Annotated in this window: 15 protein-coding genes; 9 read left to right on the top strand and 6 right to left on the bottom strand. The window is 53.0% G+C overall.

Going from position 1 to position 19,067, the window contains the following annotated elements; all coding sequences use genetic code 11:
• Nucleotides 1-74: 74 nt before the first annotated feature.
• Nucleotides 75-440: a LytR/AlgR family response regulator transcription factor gene (locus GBK04_RS10000; protein WP_152759200.1), complete on the bottom strand. Its 366-nt coding sequence runs from the start codon at nucleotides 438-440 to the stop codon at nucleotides 75-77.
• A 184-nt stretch (nucleotides 441-624) separates the two neighbouring features.
• Between GBK04_RS10000 and GBK04_RS09995 the strand changes: the two genes are divergently transcribed.
• The 4 genes from GBK04_RS09995 to GBK04_RS09980 all read left to right on the top strand — a co-directional run bounded on the left by GBK04_RS09995 (nucleotide 625) and on the right by GBK04_RS09980 (nucleotide 5,060).
• Nucleotides 625-1,215 carry an RNA polymerase sigma factor gene (locus GBK04_RS09995; protein WP_152759197.1) on the top strand — a complete coding sequence of 197 codons (591 nt, stop codon included), beginning with the start codon at nucleotides 625-627 and terminating at the stop codon, nucleotides 1,213-1,215.
• 25 nt (nucleotides 1,216-1,240) lie between these two features.
• Complete coding sequence (locus GBK04_RS09990; RefSeq protein WP_152759196.1) at nucleotides 1,241-1,969, top strand: tetratricopeptide repeat protein; 729 nt, start codon at nucleotides 1,241-1,243, stop codon at nucleotides 1,967-1,969.
• Nucleotides 1,970-2,028: 59 nt separating this feature from the next.
• Nucleotides 2,029-2,877, top strand: a complete 849-nt coding sequence (nadC, locus tag GBK04_RS09985; RefSeq protein ID WP_152766006.1) for a carboxylating nicotinate-nucleotide diphosphorylase — start codon at nucleotides 2,029-2,031, stop codon at nucleotides 2,875-2,877.
• A gap of 86 nt (nucleotides 2,878-2,963) precedes the next feature.
• A complete protein-coding gene (locus GBK04_RS09980; RefSeq protein WP_152759193.1) occupies nucleotides 2,964-5,060 on the top strand; it encodes a helix-hairpin-helix domain-containing protein in 2,097 nt (698 codons plus the stop codon).
• A 118-nt stretch (nucleotides 5,061-5,178) separates the two neighbouring features.
• On the opposite strand, the gene GBK04_RS09975 is transcribed toward GBK04_RS09980, so the two are convergent.
• The 5 genes from GBK04_RS09975 to GBK04_RS09955 all read right to left on the bottom strand — a co-directional run bounded on the left by GBK04_RS09975 (nucleotide 5,179) and on the right by GBK04_RS09955 (nucleotide 10,023).
• The gene (locus tag GBK04_RS09975; protein ID WP_152759190.1) at nucleotides 5,179-6,099 is read right to left on the bottom strand and encodes a DUF4249 domain-containing protein; all 921 of its coding nucleotides are present in this window, start codon (nucleotides 6,097-6,099) and stop codon (nucleotides 5,179-5,181) included.
• Nucleotides 6,100-6,105: 6 nt separating this feature from the next.
• A complete protein-coding gene (locus GBK04_RS09970) occupies nucleotides 6,106-6,777 on the bottom strand; it encodes an NAD(P)-dependent oxidoreductase (protein WP_152759187.1) in 672 nt (223 codons plus the stop codon).
• 117 nt (nucleotides 6,778-6,894) lie between these two features.
• Entirely contained in the window at nucleotides 6,895-9,267 is a 2,373-nt protein-coding gene (locus GBK04_RS09965; protein ID WP_152759185.1) for a TonB-dependent receptor, read from the bottom strand.
• A 199-nt stretch (nucleotides 9,268-9,466) separates the two neighbouring features.
• On the bottom strand, nucleotides 9,467-9,706 hold the full coding sequence (rpmB, locus tag GBK04_RS09960) for a 50S ribosomal protein L28 (protein WP_152759181.1): 240 nt from the start codon (nucleotides 9,704-9,706) through the stop codon (nucleotides 9,467-9,469).
• Between the two features lie 134 nt (nucleotides 9,707-9,840).
• A complete protein-coding gene (locus tag GBK04_RS09955) occupies nucleotides 9,841-10,023 on the bottom strand; it encodes a C1orf53 family protein (RefSeq protein WP_152759178.1) in 183 nt (60 codons plus the stop codon).
• Between the two features lie 88 nt (nucleotides 10,024-10,111).
• Between GBK04_RS09955 and rocD the strand changes: the two genes are divergently transcribed.
• From rocD to GBK04_RS09930, 5 genes are all read left to right on the top strand, one after another.
• Nucleotides 10,112-11,356 (top strand): ornithine--oxo-acid transaminase, encoded by a 1,245-nt coding sequence (gene rocD, locus GBK04_RS09950; RefSeq protein ID WP_152759175.1) that lies wholly within the window; start codon nucleotides 10,112-10,114, stop codon nucleotides 11,354-11,356.
• 253 nt (nucleotides 11,357-11,609) lie between these two features.
• Nucleotides 11,610-12,257: a response regulator gene (locus GBK04_RS09945; protein WP_152759172.1), complete on the top strand. Its 648-nt coding sequence runs from the start codon at nucleotides 11,610-11,612 to the stop codon at nucleotides 12,255-12,257.
• A gap of 35 nt (nucleotides 12,258-12,292) precedes the next feature.
• The gene (locus GBK04_RS09940; RefSeq protein ID WP_152759169.1) at nucleotides 12,293-14,071 is read left to right on the top strand and encodes an ATP-binding protein; all 1,779 of its coding nucleotides are present in this window, start codon (nucleotides 12,293-12,295) and stop codon (nucleotides 14,069-14,071) included.
• Nucleotides 14,072-14,169: 98 nt separating this feature from the next.
• Nucleotides 14,170-17,391, top strand: a complete 3,222-nt coding sequence (locus GBK04_RS09935) for a SusC/RagA family TonB-linked outer membrane protein (RefSeq protein ID WP_152759166.1) — start codon at nucleotides 14,170-14,172, stop codon at nucleotides 17,389-17,391.
• A gap of 84 nt (nucleotides 17,392-17,475) precedes the next feature.
• Entirely contained in the window at nucleotides 17,476-19,044 is a 1,569-nt protein-coding gene (locus GBK04_RS09930) for a RagB/SusD family nutrient uptake outer membrane protein (protein WP_152759163.1), read from the top strand.
• The last annotated feature ends 23 nt before the right edge of the window (nucleotides 19,045-19,067 follow it).

The raw sequence follows: 19,067 nt of genomic DNA, 5'->3' as shown, positions 1-19,067 counted from the left end.
TACCCTCAAACAATTATACAGCCCGAAATTTATCGAACGGTAACTTTTCGGTAGCTCTTACCTTTCTCTGTTCGCTAGGCATACTGTAAAGGCAGGGTTTGAAAAACACCGAACGCTGATTCCAGCTGTTGTCGCACGTCTTTGCGCCGACGCCGTGAGATGGGCATCATAGTGCCATTGGAGAGCGTAACCCGGTGGCCGTCGTAGTTCTCGATATGGTTTCGGTTGACTAATTCGGATCGGTTGACCCGAACAAAACCTTCGGCGGTGAGGCGGTCTTCCAGGGTACCCAGGGTCGTCGCCACCGTCATTTTGCGTCTTTTGACAAAATATACGTGAGTGTAATTACTATCCCCCCGGCAAAAGAGGATTTCTTCGGGTTGTACGTGGGCGTAACCACCGATATGGATGCAGGAAGTAGGGGCGGCGGGCTGATTCATGATGGGGCGTTCTGTTTTAGTGAATGGATCGGTATGCCCCCTTAGTCGCAGAAAGGAGTACCCCGGTAAACATCCCGAGCTGATTTTTTGTAAGGTAATGCCTGTCAGTTATTTATAGAATCAATCATTGGCTTTGTCGAAAGTCGGCCGTTTGTGCTATATTTCCCGACGCTAACTCACACGAATGAATTTTTTGGCCAAAACACCCCAGGACTCCAGTATTATCGAGGGTATCCGTACGGGAGGACCCCGGCGTCGCTCGTACGAAAATCATCTCTACGAAAAATACGCCTACCTGATCCGGGACGGCCAGCGCAAACACCGGCTTTCGGCGGAAGACTGCTCCATGGCGTACTCCGATGCCGTCCTGACCGTGATCGAGCATCTCGTATCGGGCCGTTTCGAGGGGCGCTCAGAACTCAAGACCTATCTTCATCAGATTTTTTCTAACAAATGTGTTGACCTTGTGCGCCGAAACACGACTAAGAAAGCACAGGTATACCAGCCCGGGCCACTAACTGATGCGCTGAACCTGCTGCCCGACGAAGCGCGTTCGGTGGTTCAGGAAATTATGCGGCAGCAGGATGTGGATTTGCTCCGCCATCGGCTCGGAGCATTGGGCGACAAATGCCGTCGCATTCTGTGGGCGTGGGGAGAAGGGTATAAGGATGAGGAGATCGCGATGCAACTGGACTACCAGTCGGCGGCAGTGGCCAAGACCAGCCGACGACGCTGCCTGGATAAATTGCGGGAACTGTACCATACCGGAAAATAGTAGCAGCCAATGAACCCACGAAGTCATGAACGAACGTATTGAACCGTATTTCAACGAAGCACTGTCTCCTCCCGAACGGGAGCAGTTCGAGCAGGAACTGCTCCACAATCCCCAACTGGCCGAAGAAGTGGCTTTTTACCTGAGCACCCGACAGGTGCTTCGGGAACAAATACTGGCCGAGCGCCACGCCGCATGGCAAAAACAGGAATATAAGGTACCCTATGGCGCGACTTTGATGCGTAGACTTCAGCCCTGGTACTATGCGGCGGCGGCCGTAGTGCTGCTGGCGTTGACGTGGTTCTGGTTGAGTATGTCCAAACTCACGGCGCGCGAAATGGCCGGTGCCTATATAGAAAAGAATCTTGTTACCTTATCGGTGCAGATGGGCGGGGAAGCCGATAGCCTGCAAATGGCCATACAGTCCTACAATGATGGCCAATTTGCCACGGCCCGATCGCTTAGCGAAGCACTTCTGCAACGGAATCCTGACAATGCGGAGGCTCTGAAACTAGTGGGTATTATCGCACTGCGCCAGCAGAATTACGACGAGGCTATCACATATTTCCATCGCTTGGCCCAGCGGCAGGATTTATACGCCAATCCCGGAACATTTTACGAAGCCCTGGCCTATCTCCAACGCAACCGGCCCTCGGATGTAGACACCGCTCGGAAACTATTGCAAACTGTAGTTTCAGAAAATCTCGATGGCAAGCCGGAAGCCGTGAAATGGCTGGAGGCAATGGATGAAAAATAAACAGAAGGTGAGGCTGCTGATTTGCACCTTTCCCCACTTCCCCGTACTTTTCCGGTATGATGGAAACCAATCCCCACGAACTCCGCGACCTGATTCGCCTCGCCCTGCGTGAAGATGTCGGCGACGGCGACCATTCGGCGCTATCCTGTGTACCCGAAAATGCCACCAAACGTGCCCGACTCCTGGTCAAGCAAGCGGGGGTACTGGCCGGGGTAGAGGTAGCGCTGGTTGTTTTTGAAGAAGTAAACCCTACCCTGAAAGTCGAAGTGTTCATCCAGGATGGTACCCGTATTCAGGTAGGTGATATTGTCCTGACGGTCGAAGGCAGCGCGCGCTCTATTCTGATGGCTGAGCGACTGATGCTCAACATCATGCAGCGCATGAGCGGTATAGCCACTTACACCCGCAGTATGGTGGATTTGATCGCCGACCTACCTGTAAAATTGCTGGATACCCGGAAAACGACGCCTAATTTTCGCCTGTTCGAGAAAATGGCTACCCGCATCGGTGGTGCGCACAACCACCGCATGGGCCTGTACGATATGATTATGCTGAAAGACAATCACATCGACTACGCCGGAGGCATCGAAGCAGCCATAACCCGTGCCCGGGGGTACCTTGCCGAAACCGGACGGAACCTGAAAATAGAAGTAGAAACCCGCAACCTGGCCGAAGTGGACGAAGTACTGCGCGTGGGTGGCGTGGATATCATTATGCTGGATAATTTTTCGCTGGCTGACATGCGCGAGGCGGTAACGCGTATCGGCGACCGCATCGAAACAGAGGCTTCCGGTAATATCAACGAAACGACCCTCCGCGCCGTGGCCGAAACCGGCGTGGACAGCATTTCGAGCGGGGCCTTGACCCATCAGGTCAAGAGCCTGGATTTGAGTCTGAAAGCGTATTAGTCTAAATATGAGATATGAATTATGAGATGCTTATATGCGGCAGCCTTTGCTCATTTCTAATATCTCATATCTTGAATTGAAAACCTATGCCTGCACCGCTACTTGTCAGAATACTTCTTGTTTTGATCAGTAGCGGAGCCTTTTTTCTCACCGCTTCCCCGGCTCATGCCCAAACCCCGCCACGCCGCGAGATCGACATCCAGCAGTTTGTGCAGGAACTTTTCCCTGTACCCAGTGAAGATATTAATTACAGCGACTTGTTCGAGTCGTTATTTCAGTTGTACGCCAATCCGCGCGATCTGAACATCGCCACGCGTGACGAACTGGCGGCGACCTACATTCTGTCGGAAAGCCAGTTGGATGCGTTCATGAAGTACCGCACCGAACTCGGGCCGTTGCTTTCGTTGTACGAATTACAGGCCATTCCCGGCTTCGACCTACCTACCATCCGGCGATTGCAGCCCTTCGTGACGGTACAGACGCGGCAACTTACGCTGCGCGAGTCGCTGAAAAACCCTACCCAACATTTCCTGATCCTGCGCTCGGAACGACTGCTGGAGCAGCAAAAAGGGTTCTCGGATATCGACACCACTTCGCGCTCGCGAACCCGCTACGCGGGTGATCCCTACCAGACCTACCTGCGTTACCGGTACTCTCGCATCGGAGCGTACAGTTTTGGCTTTACCGCCGAAAAAGATGCCGGGGAAATACTGGCCTGGCGGCCCGACCGCCAGGTTTTTGGCGCGGATTTCACTTCCTTTCACGCCCAGATCATGAACCGGGGACGGCTCAAAAACCTCATCATAGGTGATTTTCAGATGCAGGCCGGGCAGGGTGTGGTGATGGCGGCAGGTTTCGCGCTGGGGAAAGGTACCGAAACCATCCTGACCACCTACCGCAGTACCCTGGGCTTGCGACCCTATACTTCCGTGCTCGAAGCGGGATTTTTCCGGGGCGCGGCGGCTACCGTGAATGTGCGTAAGAATTTGGATGTGACCCTGTTCGGCTCGGCTACCCGTCGCGATGCCAGCCTGAATGAATTATCCGACGGGCCCGATGGCACGGTCATTTCTTCGCTGCTCACCGCCGGGCTGCACCGCACCCCTACCGAGCGCGCCAATCAGGGGCTCATTCCTGAGAAAAACGCGGGCTTCCACGCACTCTATACTTTCCCCAGGCAAAGCGGGAAAATCGGTTTGACGGCACTGTACACCCACTTCGACAAAAGCCTGCAACGCCGCGACCTACCTTACAACAAGTTTGAATTTACGGGAAAAGAAAACCTGACCGTCGGGCTGCACGGCGACTACCACTGGCAGAATTTTCATTTTTTTGGCGAAGGAGCACGGTCGCAGAGCGGAGGCTTGGGTGGGGTAGGTGGGCTGATCGTCCCATTGAGCAAGGCGCTGGATTTTACGTTTCAGCTGCGTCACTACGACCGCGATTTTCATACATTTTACGGCAATCCGATCACCGAAGGTTCTCGACCTATCAACGAGTCAGGTACCTACTGGGGCTTGCGCTATAAACCCAACCGCCGCTGGCAGATCAGCGGCTTTTACGACCGCTTCCATTTTCCATGGTTGAAATACCAGGTCAACGCGCCTTCTGAGGGGAATGACCGGCTGCTGCACGTCCGCTACACGCCTAACAAACGGTTTACGGCTTTTGCCCTTTTTCATGAAGAGCACAAAATGCGGAATGTACCGGGAAATACTTCGCCCTTAGCCGAAGTAGCGTCAACGATTCGCCGCACAGCGGTATTGCAAGCTGAGTACGACGTACCCCTGCGCTTTGCCGTGCGTACCCGCGTGCAGGGCGGTAATTTTGGATTTGAAGGTACCTCCCGTTCGCAGGGAATCACCGTTTTGCAGGATTTAACGTGGCGATTTTCCAGGCTGGAACTGAGCGGCAGGGTCGCTTTCTTCGCTACTGACAATTACGACAGCCGCCAGTATGTGTACGAGAAAGATGTACTGTACGCTTTTTCGCTGCCTGCCTACTACGACCAAGGTACCCGGCACTACCTGATGCTACGCTATGCGCTCTCCCAAAATATGCGGATTTGGCTGCGTTGGTCGCAGTCGCGTTTTTTCAACACCGAGCTGATTAGTTCGGGATTGGGTGAGATTCAGGGCAACACCCGTAGCGAAGTAAAGGCGCAGGTGATGTATTCTTTTTGAGCAACAAAGGGGAAGAGGTACAAAGGCACAAAGCGACCAAGTTTTTTAATTGTGTAAGCTGCACCAGGGTACCGTATTTTTAGATACTTTGTACCTCTGTCCCTACGCTCCTCTGTGCCTAACTTTTCGGCTTCGCCTTCTTGGGGTCGATCACCGTTTCGGCGCGACTGACGGCAGAGGCTCCGAAGAAGCCTAACGCTTTCTTCCCGTTGGGCTTTACATTTTGGATATTGGTGGGAATATTGGCGGGAGGTACCGCGAAAATTCCCCCGTTGGCCGATTCCTGCCTGACCTGCAGCAGAAAATAGTAGCTTTCGGGCGTGATGCTGTGCAGCTCCACACCAGCCGTGTCGCCCGCCGAAAACAGGCCGTTGACCGTAATGGACTGCCGGAGCGGTTGGATGAAAATCAACCCATCGGAAGGTGAGCCCGGACTGAAGGCCCCATCAAAAGCCAGCGAAATAGCGCTGGCCTCGGTACCGTTGAGTTTGCCGCCTTTTAACGGTTTGATCCAGTACGTATCGCCCAGACCAAGAAAATCACGGGCGTAAAATTGAGCAATGTAGCCTTCCTGTGGCCCTTTGTCAGGTTTGATGGGAAATCTTTCTTCTTCATATGCCAACGAATCGATGCGCGGCACACGCTTGATCTGATTGGTAGCCACGTAGGTTTCACCTTCGTAGCGAACCGTAAGGGTGTAGGTACGTCCTATGTGGCCCAGCGCCAGGGTATCCTGCGCTGGTATCCATTCGTAAGACTTCTTTTTGGGATTATAGCTGAAAGGAAAATCAGTGCCCTCATCGTCGGTGACGAGTACTTCCGCTCCAACAGCCGTTGTGGCGGGGCTATTGTTGAAATAAGCCGCCGAAAGCGTCAGGCGAATCGTTTGTGGGCCGGGCTGATCGGTAATCCAGCCGTCCACTACGAGTTGGGATGGGCCGGTTTCGGTTTTGAGGTCGATTACGTCCTCACAGCCCGTCAGCATTGCCATCGAGGTCAGGGCCAACAGAATATAGAAAGGATATGCTTTGTTCTTCATGACTTTTTAGGTGTAAAAAATAATCGGCTTTTGGTGGAGGTAGGTGTTTTCTTCTAATGCATCGAGCATAAACCTGGCTACCATCCGGCGGCTGATCATCAATTGGGTGGGCTTGGCGGTTTTGCTTTCCAATAGTACCCCGATGGGCTTTTCTTCAGTATCGTTGTTGAGTCCCACGGGGCGTACGATGGTCCAGTCCAGGCCCGATTTTGCCCAGATTTCTTCCTGCCGTTCGTGGTCACGGTAGGTCACGCCAATTTTGGTAGTATTAATGAAAAACCGAAACCAGCCCGGAATATCTTGCTTCGTTTCGCCGGTACCCCAGGCGGTCACGACCAGGCAGCGTTTCAGATTGCTTTGGTTCGCTACGTCCACCGTTTTTTGGGCTACATCGCTCAGGAAGGTGGGTGACGAACTCAACTCCGACCAGGGCCACCACTCATTTTTTCGGGAAATGTTCAGCGCACTCAACACAGCCTCGCAACCCTCCATCACCCGCATCAAATCCATGGTGGCGGTAGGGGTACCTTTGATGATCGTCAGGTCATTATGCTCGATATTCAAGCTACTTTGCTCACGCACCAGGGCGTTCACCGCGTAACCCCGCTGTAAAGCTTCCTGCACAATCCAGATTCCGGTTCGGCCCGTTGCCCCAAGCACAGCGATTTTCTTTTTCATACTACTTGGCTTTTAATCCCTGTCCCCAAGTTCAGCCTTGGGCAATTGATTTGATTTTTCTCTTTCCCTTTTACCTCTTTGTGCCTCTGAGCCCGTGTTCCTTTGCCCCTGAAAAAATCAAAATTTAAAATTATACGTCACCGCCGGAATGATGGACCCGATGACTGAAAAGCGAATGGCTTCGGTGGTCAGCGGATTGTCCTCATTCGGCTGTACATACACCGAGTACGGATTGCGGCGGTTGTAGGCGTTGTACACCGAAAACACCCATTCGCTTTCGCCAGTGTTGAACAATTTTCGTTTTGATTTCAAGGTCGCTGCCAGATCCAGCCGGTGGTAGGGCGGAATCCGGTTGTTGTTGCGGGCATTATAGACATTGTAGGGTAGAGCCCAGCCGTTGTACTCGAACCGATTCGTCGGGAACGTGGCGGGGGTACCTGAAGCAATTGTAAAGTTGGAAGATAAGGTCAGGCGCTTGTTCAATTCAAAAATACCGACCGCCGTAAGGTTGTGGGGTTTGTCGAAGCGGGCCGGAAACCACGCGTCGTTATTCACGCCTTCCACCAGCCGTTCCGTGCGGGCCAGCGTATAACTGAGCCAGCCTGTCAACCGTCCCTTGTTCTTTTTCAGGAAAAACTCCGCTCCGTAGGCTCGGCCTTTGCCAAACAGCAAATCGCCTTCGACGTAACGATTGAGCAGCAGGTCGGAGTTACGTACATAGTCGATTTGGTTCTGCAAATCCTTGTAGTACACTTCCACGGAAGCCTCATAGGTATTGTCGCGGAAGTTCTGGAACCAGCCCAGCGCCACCTGATCAGCGATTTCGGGCTTGATGAGATTGGTACTCAACGTCCACACATCCAGCGGCGAGCTCGCGGCCGTATTGGATAGCAAATGCAGGTACTGGGCCGTGCGGTTGTAGCTGGCTTTAATAGAAGCTGTGGAAGTCAGGCTCATATTCAGGGAAAACCGGGGCTCCCAGTTGCCATACTGCTTAATGACATCACCCTTGGGTACCGCCGTGCCGGGCAGTACCGGATATTTACGTTCGCCTTTTTGAATTTCCTGGTATTCATACACCTGGCCCGGCCCCAGGTTGCGGTAGAAAGAGTAGCGAAGGCCGTATTGTAGTGAAAGGAGATCGGAGATTTTCTGTTCGTTAGCGATGTACAACGCCGACTCGTCGCCATAGCGTGAATCGAGGCTGATATTGCGGCTCTCGCCACTTGAAATGGCCACGGCGTTGCCGGGGCGGGTATTATACCGTATGTACTGCCCGCCAAAACTGATCTGATTGTTCGGCGTCAGGTAGTAAGTAAAGTCCGGTTTGAGACTCGAACTGATGATTTTGGAGTTCCAGGTGAACTTGTCCTCGGCGTCCTTATTGTTGCGGTCCGACTCGATGGAATAGTCGTAATTGCTATAATAACCCGTCAGATTCAGGAACAATTTATTAGAAAAAATGTGGTTCCAGCGGGCAGTGGCGGTGCCATTGCCCCAGCCAAAGCCAAAATCTGCCGCCCCGAACACATCGCGCCCGAAGTAGCCGGAGGCATAAAAAGTATTTTTGTCATCGAGGCGGTAGTTGACCTTAGCCGTGAGGTCATAGAAGTTGAAGCGGCTTTTTTTCAGATCGCCTTTTAGGAAAGGTTTCGCCAGCACATCGATGTATGACCGCCGCGCCGCCACGATGAACGAGCCCCGGCTCTGGGCGAAGGGCTGCTCGTAGGTCAGTCGGGAGAAAATGGTACCAATGCCGCCGTTGATTTCGCGCTGCTTGGTGTTCCCTTCTTTCATTCTGACATCCAGAATCGACGAAATACGCCCGCCGTACTGCGCCGGAATACCTCCCTTGATCAGCTTCACATCCTTGACGGCATCAGGGTTGAAGACGGAGAAAAATCCAAAGAGATGCGAGGAATTGTACACGGGCGCTTCATCGAGCAGAATCAGGTTCTGCGACACGTCGCCACCCCGCACATTGAAGCCCGAAGCACCTTCTCCTACCGTGGTTACCCCGGGTAATAATTGGATACTTCTAATAACATCCACTTCACCGAGCAGGGCGGGAATCTTGCGGATGGTCTTGATGTCCACTTTATTGACCGACATTTCCAGGCTCCGCACATTGTCGTCTTCCTTGGTCGTAGACACCACGACCTCCTGCAATTGCCGGCTTTCGGCGGCCATTTCCACATTGAGGCGCTGGTCGGAACCGAGCGTGAGGGTACGGGTCAATTTCTCGTACCCTATGTAGCTGAAAACCAAAGTATACTCTCCTTGGGGCAAAGTGAGGGAATAAAAGCCGTAGGGATTGGTAACGACGCCCGTGCTGGCCTCCCGTACATAGACCGATACGCCGATCAACCCTTCACCGTTGGCTATGTCCTTCACGTAGCCGCTGACTGTGTATTTTTCCTGAGCCTGTGCGTTCGTTCCGATTCCCCATAGAACCAATCCGAGGCAAACGACTCGCAGTATATTTTTCATCAAATTGAATTTTTCCTGTTTATGCATCCACAAAACAACGCATAAGCGGAATAGTTTGATCCGAAAATATGACGAACCTAAGACTATACGCGACGAACGGCTAAAAGTTAATACTGTAAGTAGGTTTCGGAACATGCACCAAGCACAAAAAGCCTCTCCGTGACCGAAGAGGCTTTTCAAAATAACAGTTGGAAAGCGCTTAGATGCTCAGGGTACCCCTCTCGTAGGCCTTGCGAATGGTAGCTTCGAGGCCGTTTTTGTTGATGGTACGCAGCGCCGAGGTAGAAACCTTCAGCGTAATCCACTCACCCGTAGAAGGTACGAAGAAACGCTTCTTCTGCAGGTTGGGGTAAAATTTACGCTTCGTTTTATTATTGGCGTGAGAAACGTTATTTCCAACGCGAGTTCTTTTTCCGGTAATTTGACAAACCTTAGCCATGATCTTTCAATTTTTGCAAATGAGGGTGCAAATATAGAATTCTTAGTTTAGAGTTCAAAGACTTCCCTATGTATTTTTTTGTAAAAGGTTGTAGGTCAAACCCATAACTCGCTTTTTAGTATGTCCGGTTCCACTTAGCTGTTGGATGAGTGAAAGCCGTAAGGACAATGTCGACAGCCGCTCTTGCAGCAGTAGCCCCTTTTGAGGTGGTACGTGGCGGTAAAAACCATCAAGCCTTCTTCATTGAAATAGTAATCTTCCTTAGAAAGGGCAGGGCGGGGGCTCTCTGCCGGAGATTTTTTTCCAGTGGTGTCCAACTTTGCGCGGAGGTGAGGTTTTACTACCTTTACTCCACAACCTCCGGTTTATTTTAATTGTTCTAAAACCTCTGAAATCAGACGACCCATGCATCCTATCGATACCACCCACTCCGAAGCCACCGAACACGCCATCGAACTCGAGTGGAGGTATGGAGCCCACAACTACAAGCCCATGCCCGTGGTGCTGAACCGTGGCGAGGGCGTTCATGTGTGGGATGTGGAGGGCAATAAGTATCTGGATTTCCTGTCGGCCTACAGTGCGGTAAGCCAGGGGCACTGCCACCCGCGTATTGTAAATGCTATGATCGAACAGGCCCGGAAACTGACGCTAACTTCCCGCGCCTTCCACAGCGACCGGCTGGGTGAGTGCGAGAAATTCATGGCCGAGTATTTTGGCTACGACAAGGTACTGATGATGAACTCGGGCGTAGAAGGGGGCGAAACGGCCCTCAAACTTACCCGCAAATGGGCTTACAAAGTAAAAGGGGTACCTCAGGATCAGGCGGTGACGGTGTATGCTACGGGCAATTTCTGGGGACGTACCCTGGCGGCCATCTCTTCTTCAACCGACCCATCCAGTACCGACGACTACGGCCCGTTCCTACCGGGTACGGCGCTCATTCCCTACAACGACCTGAACGCGCTTGAGGCAATTCTACAAAAAAATCCCAACGTCGCGGCCTTCATGGTCGAGCCCATTCAGGGCGAAGCGGGCGTGGTGGTACCCGACGAGGGGTACCTTAAGGGCGTTCGTGCGCTTTGCACGCAGTACAACGTGCTTTTTATTGCCGATGAGGTACAGACGGGTATCGGCCGTACGGGCAAGCGCCTGGCTTGTGACTGGGAAGGCGTAAAGCCCGATATTCTGGTGCTGGGCAAGGCCCTTTCGGGGGGTACCCTACCCGTATCGGCTGCTCTGGCCGACGACGAAGTGATGCTCACGATCCTGCCTGGCGAACATGGCTCTACCTACGGCGGCAATCCGCTGGCCTGCGCCGTGACCATGGAAGCCCTGCGGGTCGTGGAAGACGAAAACCTGGCCGAAAACGCCGAGACAATGGGACGGTTTTTCCGGGGGCGTATGGAGGCGTTGCGGGCTAAAATCGATTTGATCCAGCTGGTACGGGGGAAAGGCCTGCTCAATGCCATCGTTATCAACGACACTGAAGAAAGCAACACTGCCTACAAACTCTGCATGAATATGATGTACAAAGGGCTGCTCTGCAAGCCCACCCACGGCAACAAAATTCGCTTCGCTCCGCCGTTGGTCATCGACGAAGAGCAGATGGACCGGGCCTGTGGGATCATCGAGGAAGCCTTTCTTGCCTAAAAAATCGCCCTATTTCCTACTTCCTATCTGTTCTGTTTACCGCTCCGGCTACTGGTGCGGCTTCTACCTAGGGTTTTCCCTAAGTTTTAAACGTTCGGGTATTCACTATTCCTAAAATATTCGGGCAATCCTACTTTTGCTAAACAAAATTCAATTTATCGGACGTTATTGGGTAGCAAAGTGCTAGTCTGGCAATAATGGAAGCGCCGATTTAGTTAGTATTACCTACGATTCAACCGCCCAGAGAATAGCTATGATACGCGTACTTATTGCCGATGACCACAATGTATTCGTCGAAGGCATCGAATCGCTTATTTCGGGCTCGCCGGATATCGAAGTGGCCGAGCGCTGCTTCAGTGTGGAGGCGGTCATGGAGCGGCTGGATCAGACCGTGATCGATGTGGTTCTGCTGGATATTTCGTTTCCAACTATTGAGGCGGGCCTAGGCTTGTGTGACTACATCTCGCACACTTTTCCCGAAACCAAGGTTGTGGCGCTGACCATGCACGACGACGCCAGCCTGATCAAGCGGGTGGTGAAAAAGGGAGCTAAGGGGTACCTTCTGAAGAACACGACCAAGCTGGAACTGATACAGGCCATTAAAGCGGTACACGAAAAGAAACAGTATTTCAACGATACCATCACGCATATCCTGCTGAACGACGAGCCCAGAAGCCGTAAATCATCAACCGGAGTAGCCTTGAAACCCAATCTTACCCCGCGGGAAACGGAGGTCCTCGCCCTGATGGCGCAGGGGTTGACTACCCAGCAGATGGCCGCTCAAATGTTTGTGAGCGCCAAGGCGGTCGAGTTTCATCGCAGCAGTTTGCTGATGAAATTTGGGGTACCCAATACGGCGCTCTTGATCAAAACCGCCATGGAACTGCAATTAATTGCCTGATCTGGCGACGACAGGCGTCGAAATGAACGATCTGAATGAAACGTACCGGCCTGTATGAATGGAGGTTTTTAGGATGGACTTTAGTACTGATGCTCCTGGCATCAGGTGCTGAATGCCAGTCAGGTAGGTCTATGGGTGAATCGGCACCGTTCGACAGTCTCAAGCAGCAGATCAGTCAATTGTCACAAAAAAAGCAATACGCTCAGGTGGCCCGTGCCTACGATTCCCTGGGACAATTGTATCATCAGCAATACGGGTACAATAAGCATTCGCTGGATGCTTATTTCAAAGGATTGCACTATTATGGCCTACTGGGTGATTCGCTGGGGTACTACAACGAATATATCGTGATCGGGGATTACTACACCCACGATTATTTTATGCAGGGTACCGCCGAAAAGTACCTTACTAAAGCCCGGCAATATTTCGAGCGGACCCGGAATATGCCCAAAGTGATCGAGAGCCGCCTCGGCCTGGCCAACATTGCCCAGAAAAGGGATCCCTTACCGGCGGATTTGATCACCCAATTGCGCGAAACGGAACAGTTGAGCGCCCAATATAAGCAACCCCAGCTGCAGGCTTACGCCCTGAATTTGCTGGCCAATACCTATTCGAGAGTTAAAAAACCAGACTCCGCCGAATACTTTGCCAACCGGAGCTTGAAGATTGCCAGCCCGCTGAAAATCAATTGGCTCGTTGCCTTGAACCACTTTTACCTGGGCCTGGTGCATCAGTTCAGAAACGAGTCCAAAGAGGCCATTGAATCTTACCGGAAGAGTTTTGAAATAGCCGAATCAGAAAATGACCTGTCGATGCTGCGGGAACTGTCCCGGCATACCGCCGACAGCTATTCGCGGCTGGGTGAGTACGAAAAGGCGTACGAAGCGTCGCTGATGACACTCGATTATGCCAATCGGTTCAATACCTCCGAGCAGACCAAGAGCATTCGTTTGCAGGAATACGAAAGCCAGATCAACACGCTGGCTGTGGAAAAACAATTGATTGAGGAGCAAAACCGCACGCAGCGGGTCGTGAATTCTATGTTGGCAGTGGGTTTGATTATCAGTGTCTTGGGCGTGGGTACGCTGGTGTTTCTGCGCCGCCAGCAAAAGTTGATTGCGCATCAGGAAACGGTCATTGCCCAGCAGCAGATCCGGGAGCTGGAACTGAAATCGCTGCGCGCCATGATCGAAGGGCAGGAAGGCGAGCGTAGCCGCATCGCCCGCGACCTGCACGACGGACTGGGCATTCAGTTGTCTCGCATCAAGCTCTTCGTCGAGGCGCATCAGGATCAGTTGCCGCTGAGTGTCAAGGAGCCGCTGAACCAGTTTCTGGACGAAGCCTGTACCGAGACTCGACTGATTTCCAGTAATTTAAGACCTTACTCGCTCTCTACGTTTGGGTTCATTCCAGCTCTCGAAGATTTGGTGCAAAAGCTGAATCTGGTCAATGAGACAAAACTGGTCCTAGAACACTACGGTGAGGTACCCCCTTTGGGTAACGAGGCTTCGGTGATGATTTACCGGGTCGTGCAGGAACTACTCAACAACGCCCTCAAACACGCCGATGCGCACACCATAACCGTACAAGTCATGGCCAGCAACGAAACCACCCTCATCAGCGTGGACGACGACGGGCGTGGGGCCGATTTCGAGCAGGAATCACTCGCTGGAAACGGCATTGCCAATATCCATTCCCGCATTGCGTTTCTGGGCGGGCAGGTCATGTGGCAAAGTGAACCCGGCAGGGGTACCTCCGTGATGATTTCGCTGCCCATGGAAAAGATAACCAAACCGAGTTTGAATACAATCTGATGGGGATTGATTGAAGATCAGGGATATGTATTCTATAATTAATACTACCTAGTTAGTCTATCGTTTAAGTCAATAAGTCAACCTTTAATTTTTTTACTATGATGAAACATGTGCTTTCGGGATGCCTCATCCTGGGCGGATGGCTAAGCCTCACCGCACAGGCCCAGCTCCCGACCCATGCCAGGCCGACAAAAATTCAACCGGTGCTGGCCCAAGTGACGCCAATTCACGCGGATAAATTAATCGATGTAAAAGCAACCGTGAAGGGGGTCGTATCGGACGATAAAGGCAATACGCTGCCGGGCGCTACGGTGTCTGTGAAAGGAATGCAAATGGGTACTACCACCAATGTAAATGGTGAATATTCGATCAACATGCCCGCCGGAGCCAACGTGCTGGTGTTTTCGTTCATCGGAATGACCACCCAGGAGGTGGAAGTAGGCAGCCGCACCACCATCAACGTGACGCTGGCTCCCGCCGACCGTACCCTCGACGAGGTGGTCGTGATCGGCTATGGTACCTCCAAGCGGGCCGACGTAACGTCTTCGATCACCACGGTGAAAGCCACCGACATCAAGGACATTCCGGCGGCTGGCATCGATCAGCTTTTGCAGGGTAAAGCCGCCGGGGTCACCGTGACCAGCAATGGCGGACAACCCGGCGGCGGCGTGTCGGTCAAGGTACGGGGCGTGACTTCCATCAACAACAACGACCCCCTGTTTGTGATCGACGGGGTACCTTTTGTGGGCGGCAATACGTCGTCGAGTACAGGTTACGCGGGCTTAGGTGGTGGCGATGGCCAAACCGGCAACAGTGTGATGGCCATGCTGAATCCTAATGATATCGAAAGCATTGATGTATTGAAAGATGCTTCGGCGCAAGCTATTTATGGTTCGCAGGCGGCCAACGGGGTGATTCTGATCACCACCAAGAAAGGCAAGCAGGGCGAAGGCAAAATCAACTACGAGATGTACACCGGGGTTTCGGAAGTGGCCCGGCGGCTGGATTTGATGAAACTGCCCGACTTCGCCCGCTATCAGAACGAGGTACTGCCCATCATTGGTAATCCCGTAGCCGATGAATTCAAGAATCCCGAACTGCTCGGACCCGGTACCGATTGGCAGGATGCCATGTTCCAGCGGGGTACCATCAACAACCAGCAACTGAGCTTTTCGGGTGGACGCGACAAAACCACCTACTACCTGTCGCTCAACTATTTTGATAACAAAGGAATTCTGCTCGGTTCCGATTTCAAACGGTACTCGTCGCGGTTCAGCCTGGACACGCAGTTGAAAAGCTGGGCCAAGGTAGGCCTGAGCGCCAACGTGTCGCGCAGTATCCAGAACATCTCGCTGGCCGACGCGGCCGAGGGTACCATCTGGTGGGGCGCCTCTACCAGTCCGCTTACGCCCGTAAAAAATCTGGACGGTACCTGGGGCGGTGGTCAGACCGTGGGCGGCGTGGAGTACAACAACGCCAACCTGGTAGGTAACAGCCAGTTCCGGGGCAATACCAAAACCACCAATAATGTTTTTGGTAGCCTCTACGCCGAATTCCAACTGCTAAAAGATTTGTCGCTGCGCAACGAACTATCGTATTCGTTGGGACAAAACAACAACGAGGCGTTCCAGAAGGCTGGTAACGTAGGGGGTACCTCATTCCGTAGTAAGCTGATCGACTCGCGCTCGGACAGCTACTACTGGTCGCTGACCAACTACCTGAGCTACAATAAGTACTTTAAGAAACACGGCATTCAGGGTACCCTGGGCCACCAGGTGCAGAACTCCTACTATCAGAGCATTTCGGGAACCAAGGTCGATTTGCAGGCCAATATTTTCGACCTCAACACGGGTAGTGCCGACCAGACCACCTGGGGATTGAGCGGTGGCAAGGGGCAGTGGGCGATGGAATCGTACTTTGCCCGTGCCAACTATACCTATGACGAGCGTTTCTCGCTTTCGGCCAGCTTCCGGGCGGATGGCTCGTCCAACTTCGGCCCCAACAACCGTTGGGGGTACTTTCCTGGCGTGTCGGCAGGCTGGACCATCTCGAATGAGAAGTTCATGAAAGGCGCCGTCGGCAATGTGCTCAATTTCACCAAGTTGCGCGTAGGGTACGGCGTGGTGGGTAACCAGAACTTCCCCAACGGAGCGCCCAACCCGGCCTACGTGGGGGCTGTACAGTTTTTTTCCGGCCCCGTGGGCTTCGGCTCGTCGAACATGATCAACGGTATTCCCAACCCGAACCTGAAATGGGAATCGGTGAAGACTTCCAACGTAGGACTCGACCTGGGCTTCCTGGGCGGGCGCATCGATGCGACCATCGACGTGTATAAGAAAGTGACCTCCGACATGATCATTTTCCTCACCGGCCCCAATCTCATCGGGGTAGGCGACCAGTGGGACGACCTGAAAGCACCCCTGGGCAACGCCGGCCAAATGACCAATACGGGCGTGGACATCGGCATCACGACGACCAATATCAAGAAAGGTGACTTTACCTGGAAAACCAACCTGGTATTTACGCAATTCACCAACAACTACGACCAGGCGGCCAGTGCGGCCTCGGCGCTTGACGGCAAGGTATACTACAACAACTACCTCATCACGCACACCACACCCGGCCGGCCCGTGGGCTCATTCTGGGGATTGGTGACCGACGGTCTGTTCCGTACGCAGGAAGATTTGGACAATAGCCTGCCCCAGTTCGGTTATAATGTAAATCAATCAGAAACCTGGTTGGGCGATGTCCGCTTCAAGGATATCAACGGCGACGGTAAAATCGACGCCCAGGATTATACCTTCATCGGTAGCCCGCTGCCCAAGTTCAGCTGGGGGCTTACCAATTCGTTCAACTACGGCGGATTCGACTTCTCACTGTTTTTGCAGGGAAGCCAGGGAGCCAAAGCGTTCAACTTCCTGCGCTGGCAGTTGGAAGGGCTGAACAACGCCTACACCAACCAGATGACCACCGTGACGGACCGCTACACCGAAGAAAACACAGACGGTACCCTGCCCCGGTTTACGAACACCAACAAGAACAACACCGCTATGTCGGACCGCTACGTGGAGGATGCCTCCTACGCCCGGATTCAGAACATCACGCTGGGGTACCGCTTGCCCGCCACGTTGTTGAGCAAAGCTAAAATTTCGAATGTGCGTATTTATGCGTCCATCCAGAATTTGAAGACATTCACCAAGTACTCAGGCTATGATCCCGAGATTGGCGCTTTCAACAACAGCATCAAACTGATGAACGTGGATACGGGTCACTATCCCAACCCGCGTACCTTCACCGTTGGGGCTAATTTGCAGTTCTAGTAGAGTACCTCGCCGATAGTCCTGGCTTTCTCGTGAGATTTTGAAAAAAGAAAGAATAAAAAACTGAATATAAACAAGATACCAATGAAAATCAAACCATTCATTGCCCTGCTACTGCCCGTGCTGGTGCTGGCTTCCTGCAAGGAAGACTTCATCGACCGGCCCTCGCTGTCGGGTACCACCACCGGCAACTACTACAACAACGCCGAAGAAGTACGGGGCGCAACCAGTACCCTGTACAGCGGCCTGCCCTGGCGAAACTACGAAAGCCGCGCGCAGGACGCCATCGGCGACGTCATGGGCGGCAATATGTTCACCTACACCGATGTGGAGTACCTCAACTTCACGGTTTCGTCGGCTTCTGACCGCATTGGTGCGGCCTGGGGTGCCTTTTACAAAATCATCGGCTACGCCAATGTGATGATTAAAACCTTTGAGGAGAAGAAAGCCGCCGGTGGCAGTGCCGCCTACCTCGACCCGGCCATCGCTGAATGCCATTTCATTCGCGGGATGGTGTACTTCTACATTGCCCGTACGTGGGGTGCGGCGCCCATCATTACCGATCCGGGCGAAACGGCGCTGTCGGGCAATTTCAATATCCCGCGCTATTTGCAGAGAGATGTACTCCGCTTTGCGCTGGAAGAATTGAAAATGGCCGAGGAAGGTCTGCCCGAAACCGACGTGCCGGGTCGCGTGACGAAGTACTCAGCCAAGGGCATGATGGCGAAGCTGTACTTATATAATAAGGACTACGCCAATGCCAAGGCTAAAGCCGAAGAAGTGATCAATTCGGGCAAATACAGTCTGGTGAGCGATTACAACGGCATGTTTACCAAAATGAGCCTTGACAATAATCCCGAGACGCTGTTTTCCATCCAGCACCAGTTTGCGCAGGATCCCTGGGGTACGGGCAATATCAAAAACCCCGACCGGGGTGCGGGTGCCCTGCGTACGGCGGAAGCTGATGCCTGGGAGATGTATATCCCTACGCTGGATATTCTACAGGAGTATGAGTTTGGTGATTTGCGCCGGAAGTGGTCGGTGATGGAGCACGGCTGGACCAACCTGAACTGGAAACCCCAGCGTGTCAATGCGCCCAAGTACAACGAATTCATGGCCAACGGATTCCGCTACGACACCATCCAGCCTACGGCCGATGGAGGTAGTCTGAATGCCACGCGTTCCAACATTGCCAAGTACTTTGCCGGCCCCGGCAAGAGCTTCGGCGGCGAACCCGTACTGGGCCAGAATTCGGGTAATAACGTGGTACTGCTCCGCTACGCCGACGTGCTGCTGATCTACGCCGAAGCTACCCTGGGTACCGCCGCTTCCACCACCGATGCCAAGGCCCTCGAAGCCCTCAATTTGGTGCGGAGCCGGGCCGGACTACCCGCGCGGACCTCGTTCACGCTCGATGACATTCTGCACGAACGCCGGGTAGAATTCGCTTTTGAAGGCGACTACTGGTACGACATTCAGCGCCAGGGGTACGCCAAAGCCAAAGCCATCATCGAAAAGCAAAACCGGGGTACCGTCACGGGAGCCAATTACATCACCAACTTCACCGAAGACAAGATGTACCTGCCCATTCCCGCCGGAGAAATCGTCCAGGATCCCGAGTTGGGTAAAGAGCCGGTTCCGTACTATAATTAATTAACAGGTTGCTTTCCGGCCCG

The sequence above is a fragment of the Salmonirosea aquatica genome (assembly GCF_009296315.1).
Classification (GTDB): domain Bacteria; phylum Bacteroidota; class Bacteroidia; order Cytophagales; family Spirosomataceae; genus Salmonirosea; species Salmonirosea aquatica.
The sequence above is the reverse complement of the archived record's forward strand: the minus strand, read 5'-3'. Positions and strand labels throughout refer to the sequence as shown.

Bases quoted from the DNA above. Each gene is read 5' to 3' on its own strand.
- GBK04_RS09965 (WP_152759185.1), bottom strand. From the start codon at position 9,267: ATGAAAAATATACTGCGAGTCGTTTGCCTCGGATTGGTTCTATGGGGA.
- GBK04_RS09970 (WP_152759187.1), bottom strand. From the start codon at position 6,777: ATGAAAAAGAAAATCGCTGTGCTTGGGGCAACGGGCCGAACCGGAATC.
- rpmB (WP_152759181.1), bottom strand. From the start codon at position 9,706: ATGGCTAAGGTTTGTCAAATTACCGGAAAAAGAACTCGCGTTGGAAAT.
- GBK04_RS09980 (WP_152759193.1), top strand. From the start codon at position 2,964: ATGCCTGCACCGCTACTTGTCAGAATACTTCTTGTTTTGATCAGTAGC.
- GBK04_RS09935 (WP_152759166.1), top strand. From the start codon at position 14,170: ATGATGAAACATGTGCTTTCGGGATGCCTCATCCTGGGCGGATGGCTA.
- GBK04_RS10000 (WP_152759200.1), bottom strand. From the start codon at position 440: ATGAATCAGCCCGCCGCCCCTACTTCCTGCATCCATATCGGTGGTTAC.
- GBK04_RS09990 (WP_152759196.1), top strand. From the start codon at position 1,241: ATGAACGAACGTATTGAACCGTATTTCAACGAAGCACTGTCTCCTCCC.
- GBK04_RS09945 (WP_152759172.1), top strand. From the start codon at position 11,610: ATGATACGCGTACTTATTGCCGATGACCACAATGTATTCGTCGAAGGC.
- GBK04_RS09940 (WP_152759169.1), top strand. From the start codon at position 12,293: ATGAAACGTACCGGCCTGTATGAATGGAGGTTTTTAGGATGGACTTTA.
- nadC (WP_152766006.1), top strand. From the start codon at position 2,029: ATGGAAACCAATCCCCACGAACTCCGCGACCTGATTCGCCTCGCCCTG.
- GBK04_RS09975 (WP_152759190.1), bottom strand. From the start codon at position 6,099: ATGAAGAACAAAGCATATCCTTTCTATATTCTGTTGGCCCTGACCTCG.
- GBK04_RS09930 (WP_152759163.1), top strand. From the start codon at position 17,476: ATGAAAATCAAACCATTCATTGCCCTGCTACTGCCCGTGCTGGTGCTG.
- GBK04_RS09995 (WP_152759197.1), top strand. From the start codon at position 625: ATGAATTTTTTGGCCAAAACACCCCAGGACTCCAGTATTATCGAGGGT.
- rocD (WP_152759175.1), top strand. From the start codon at position 10,112: ATGCATCCTATCGATACCACCCACTCCGAAGCCACCGAACACGCCATC.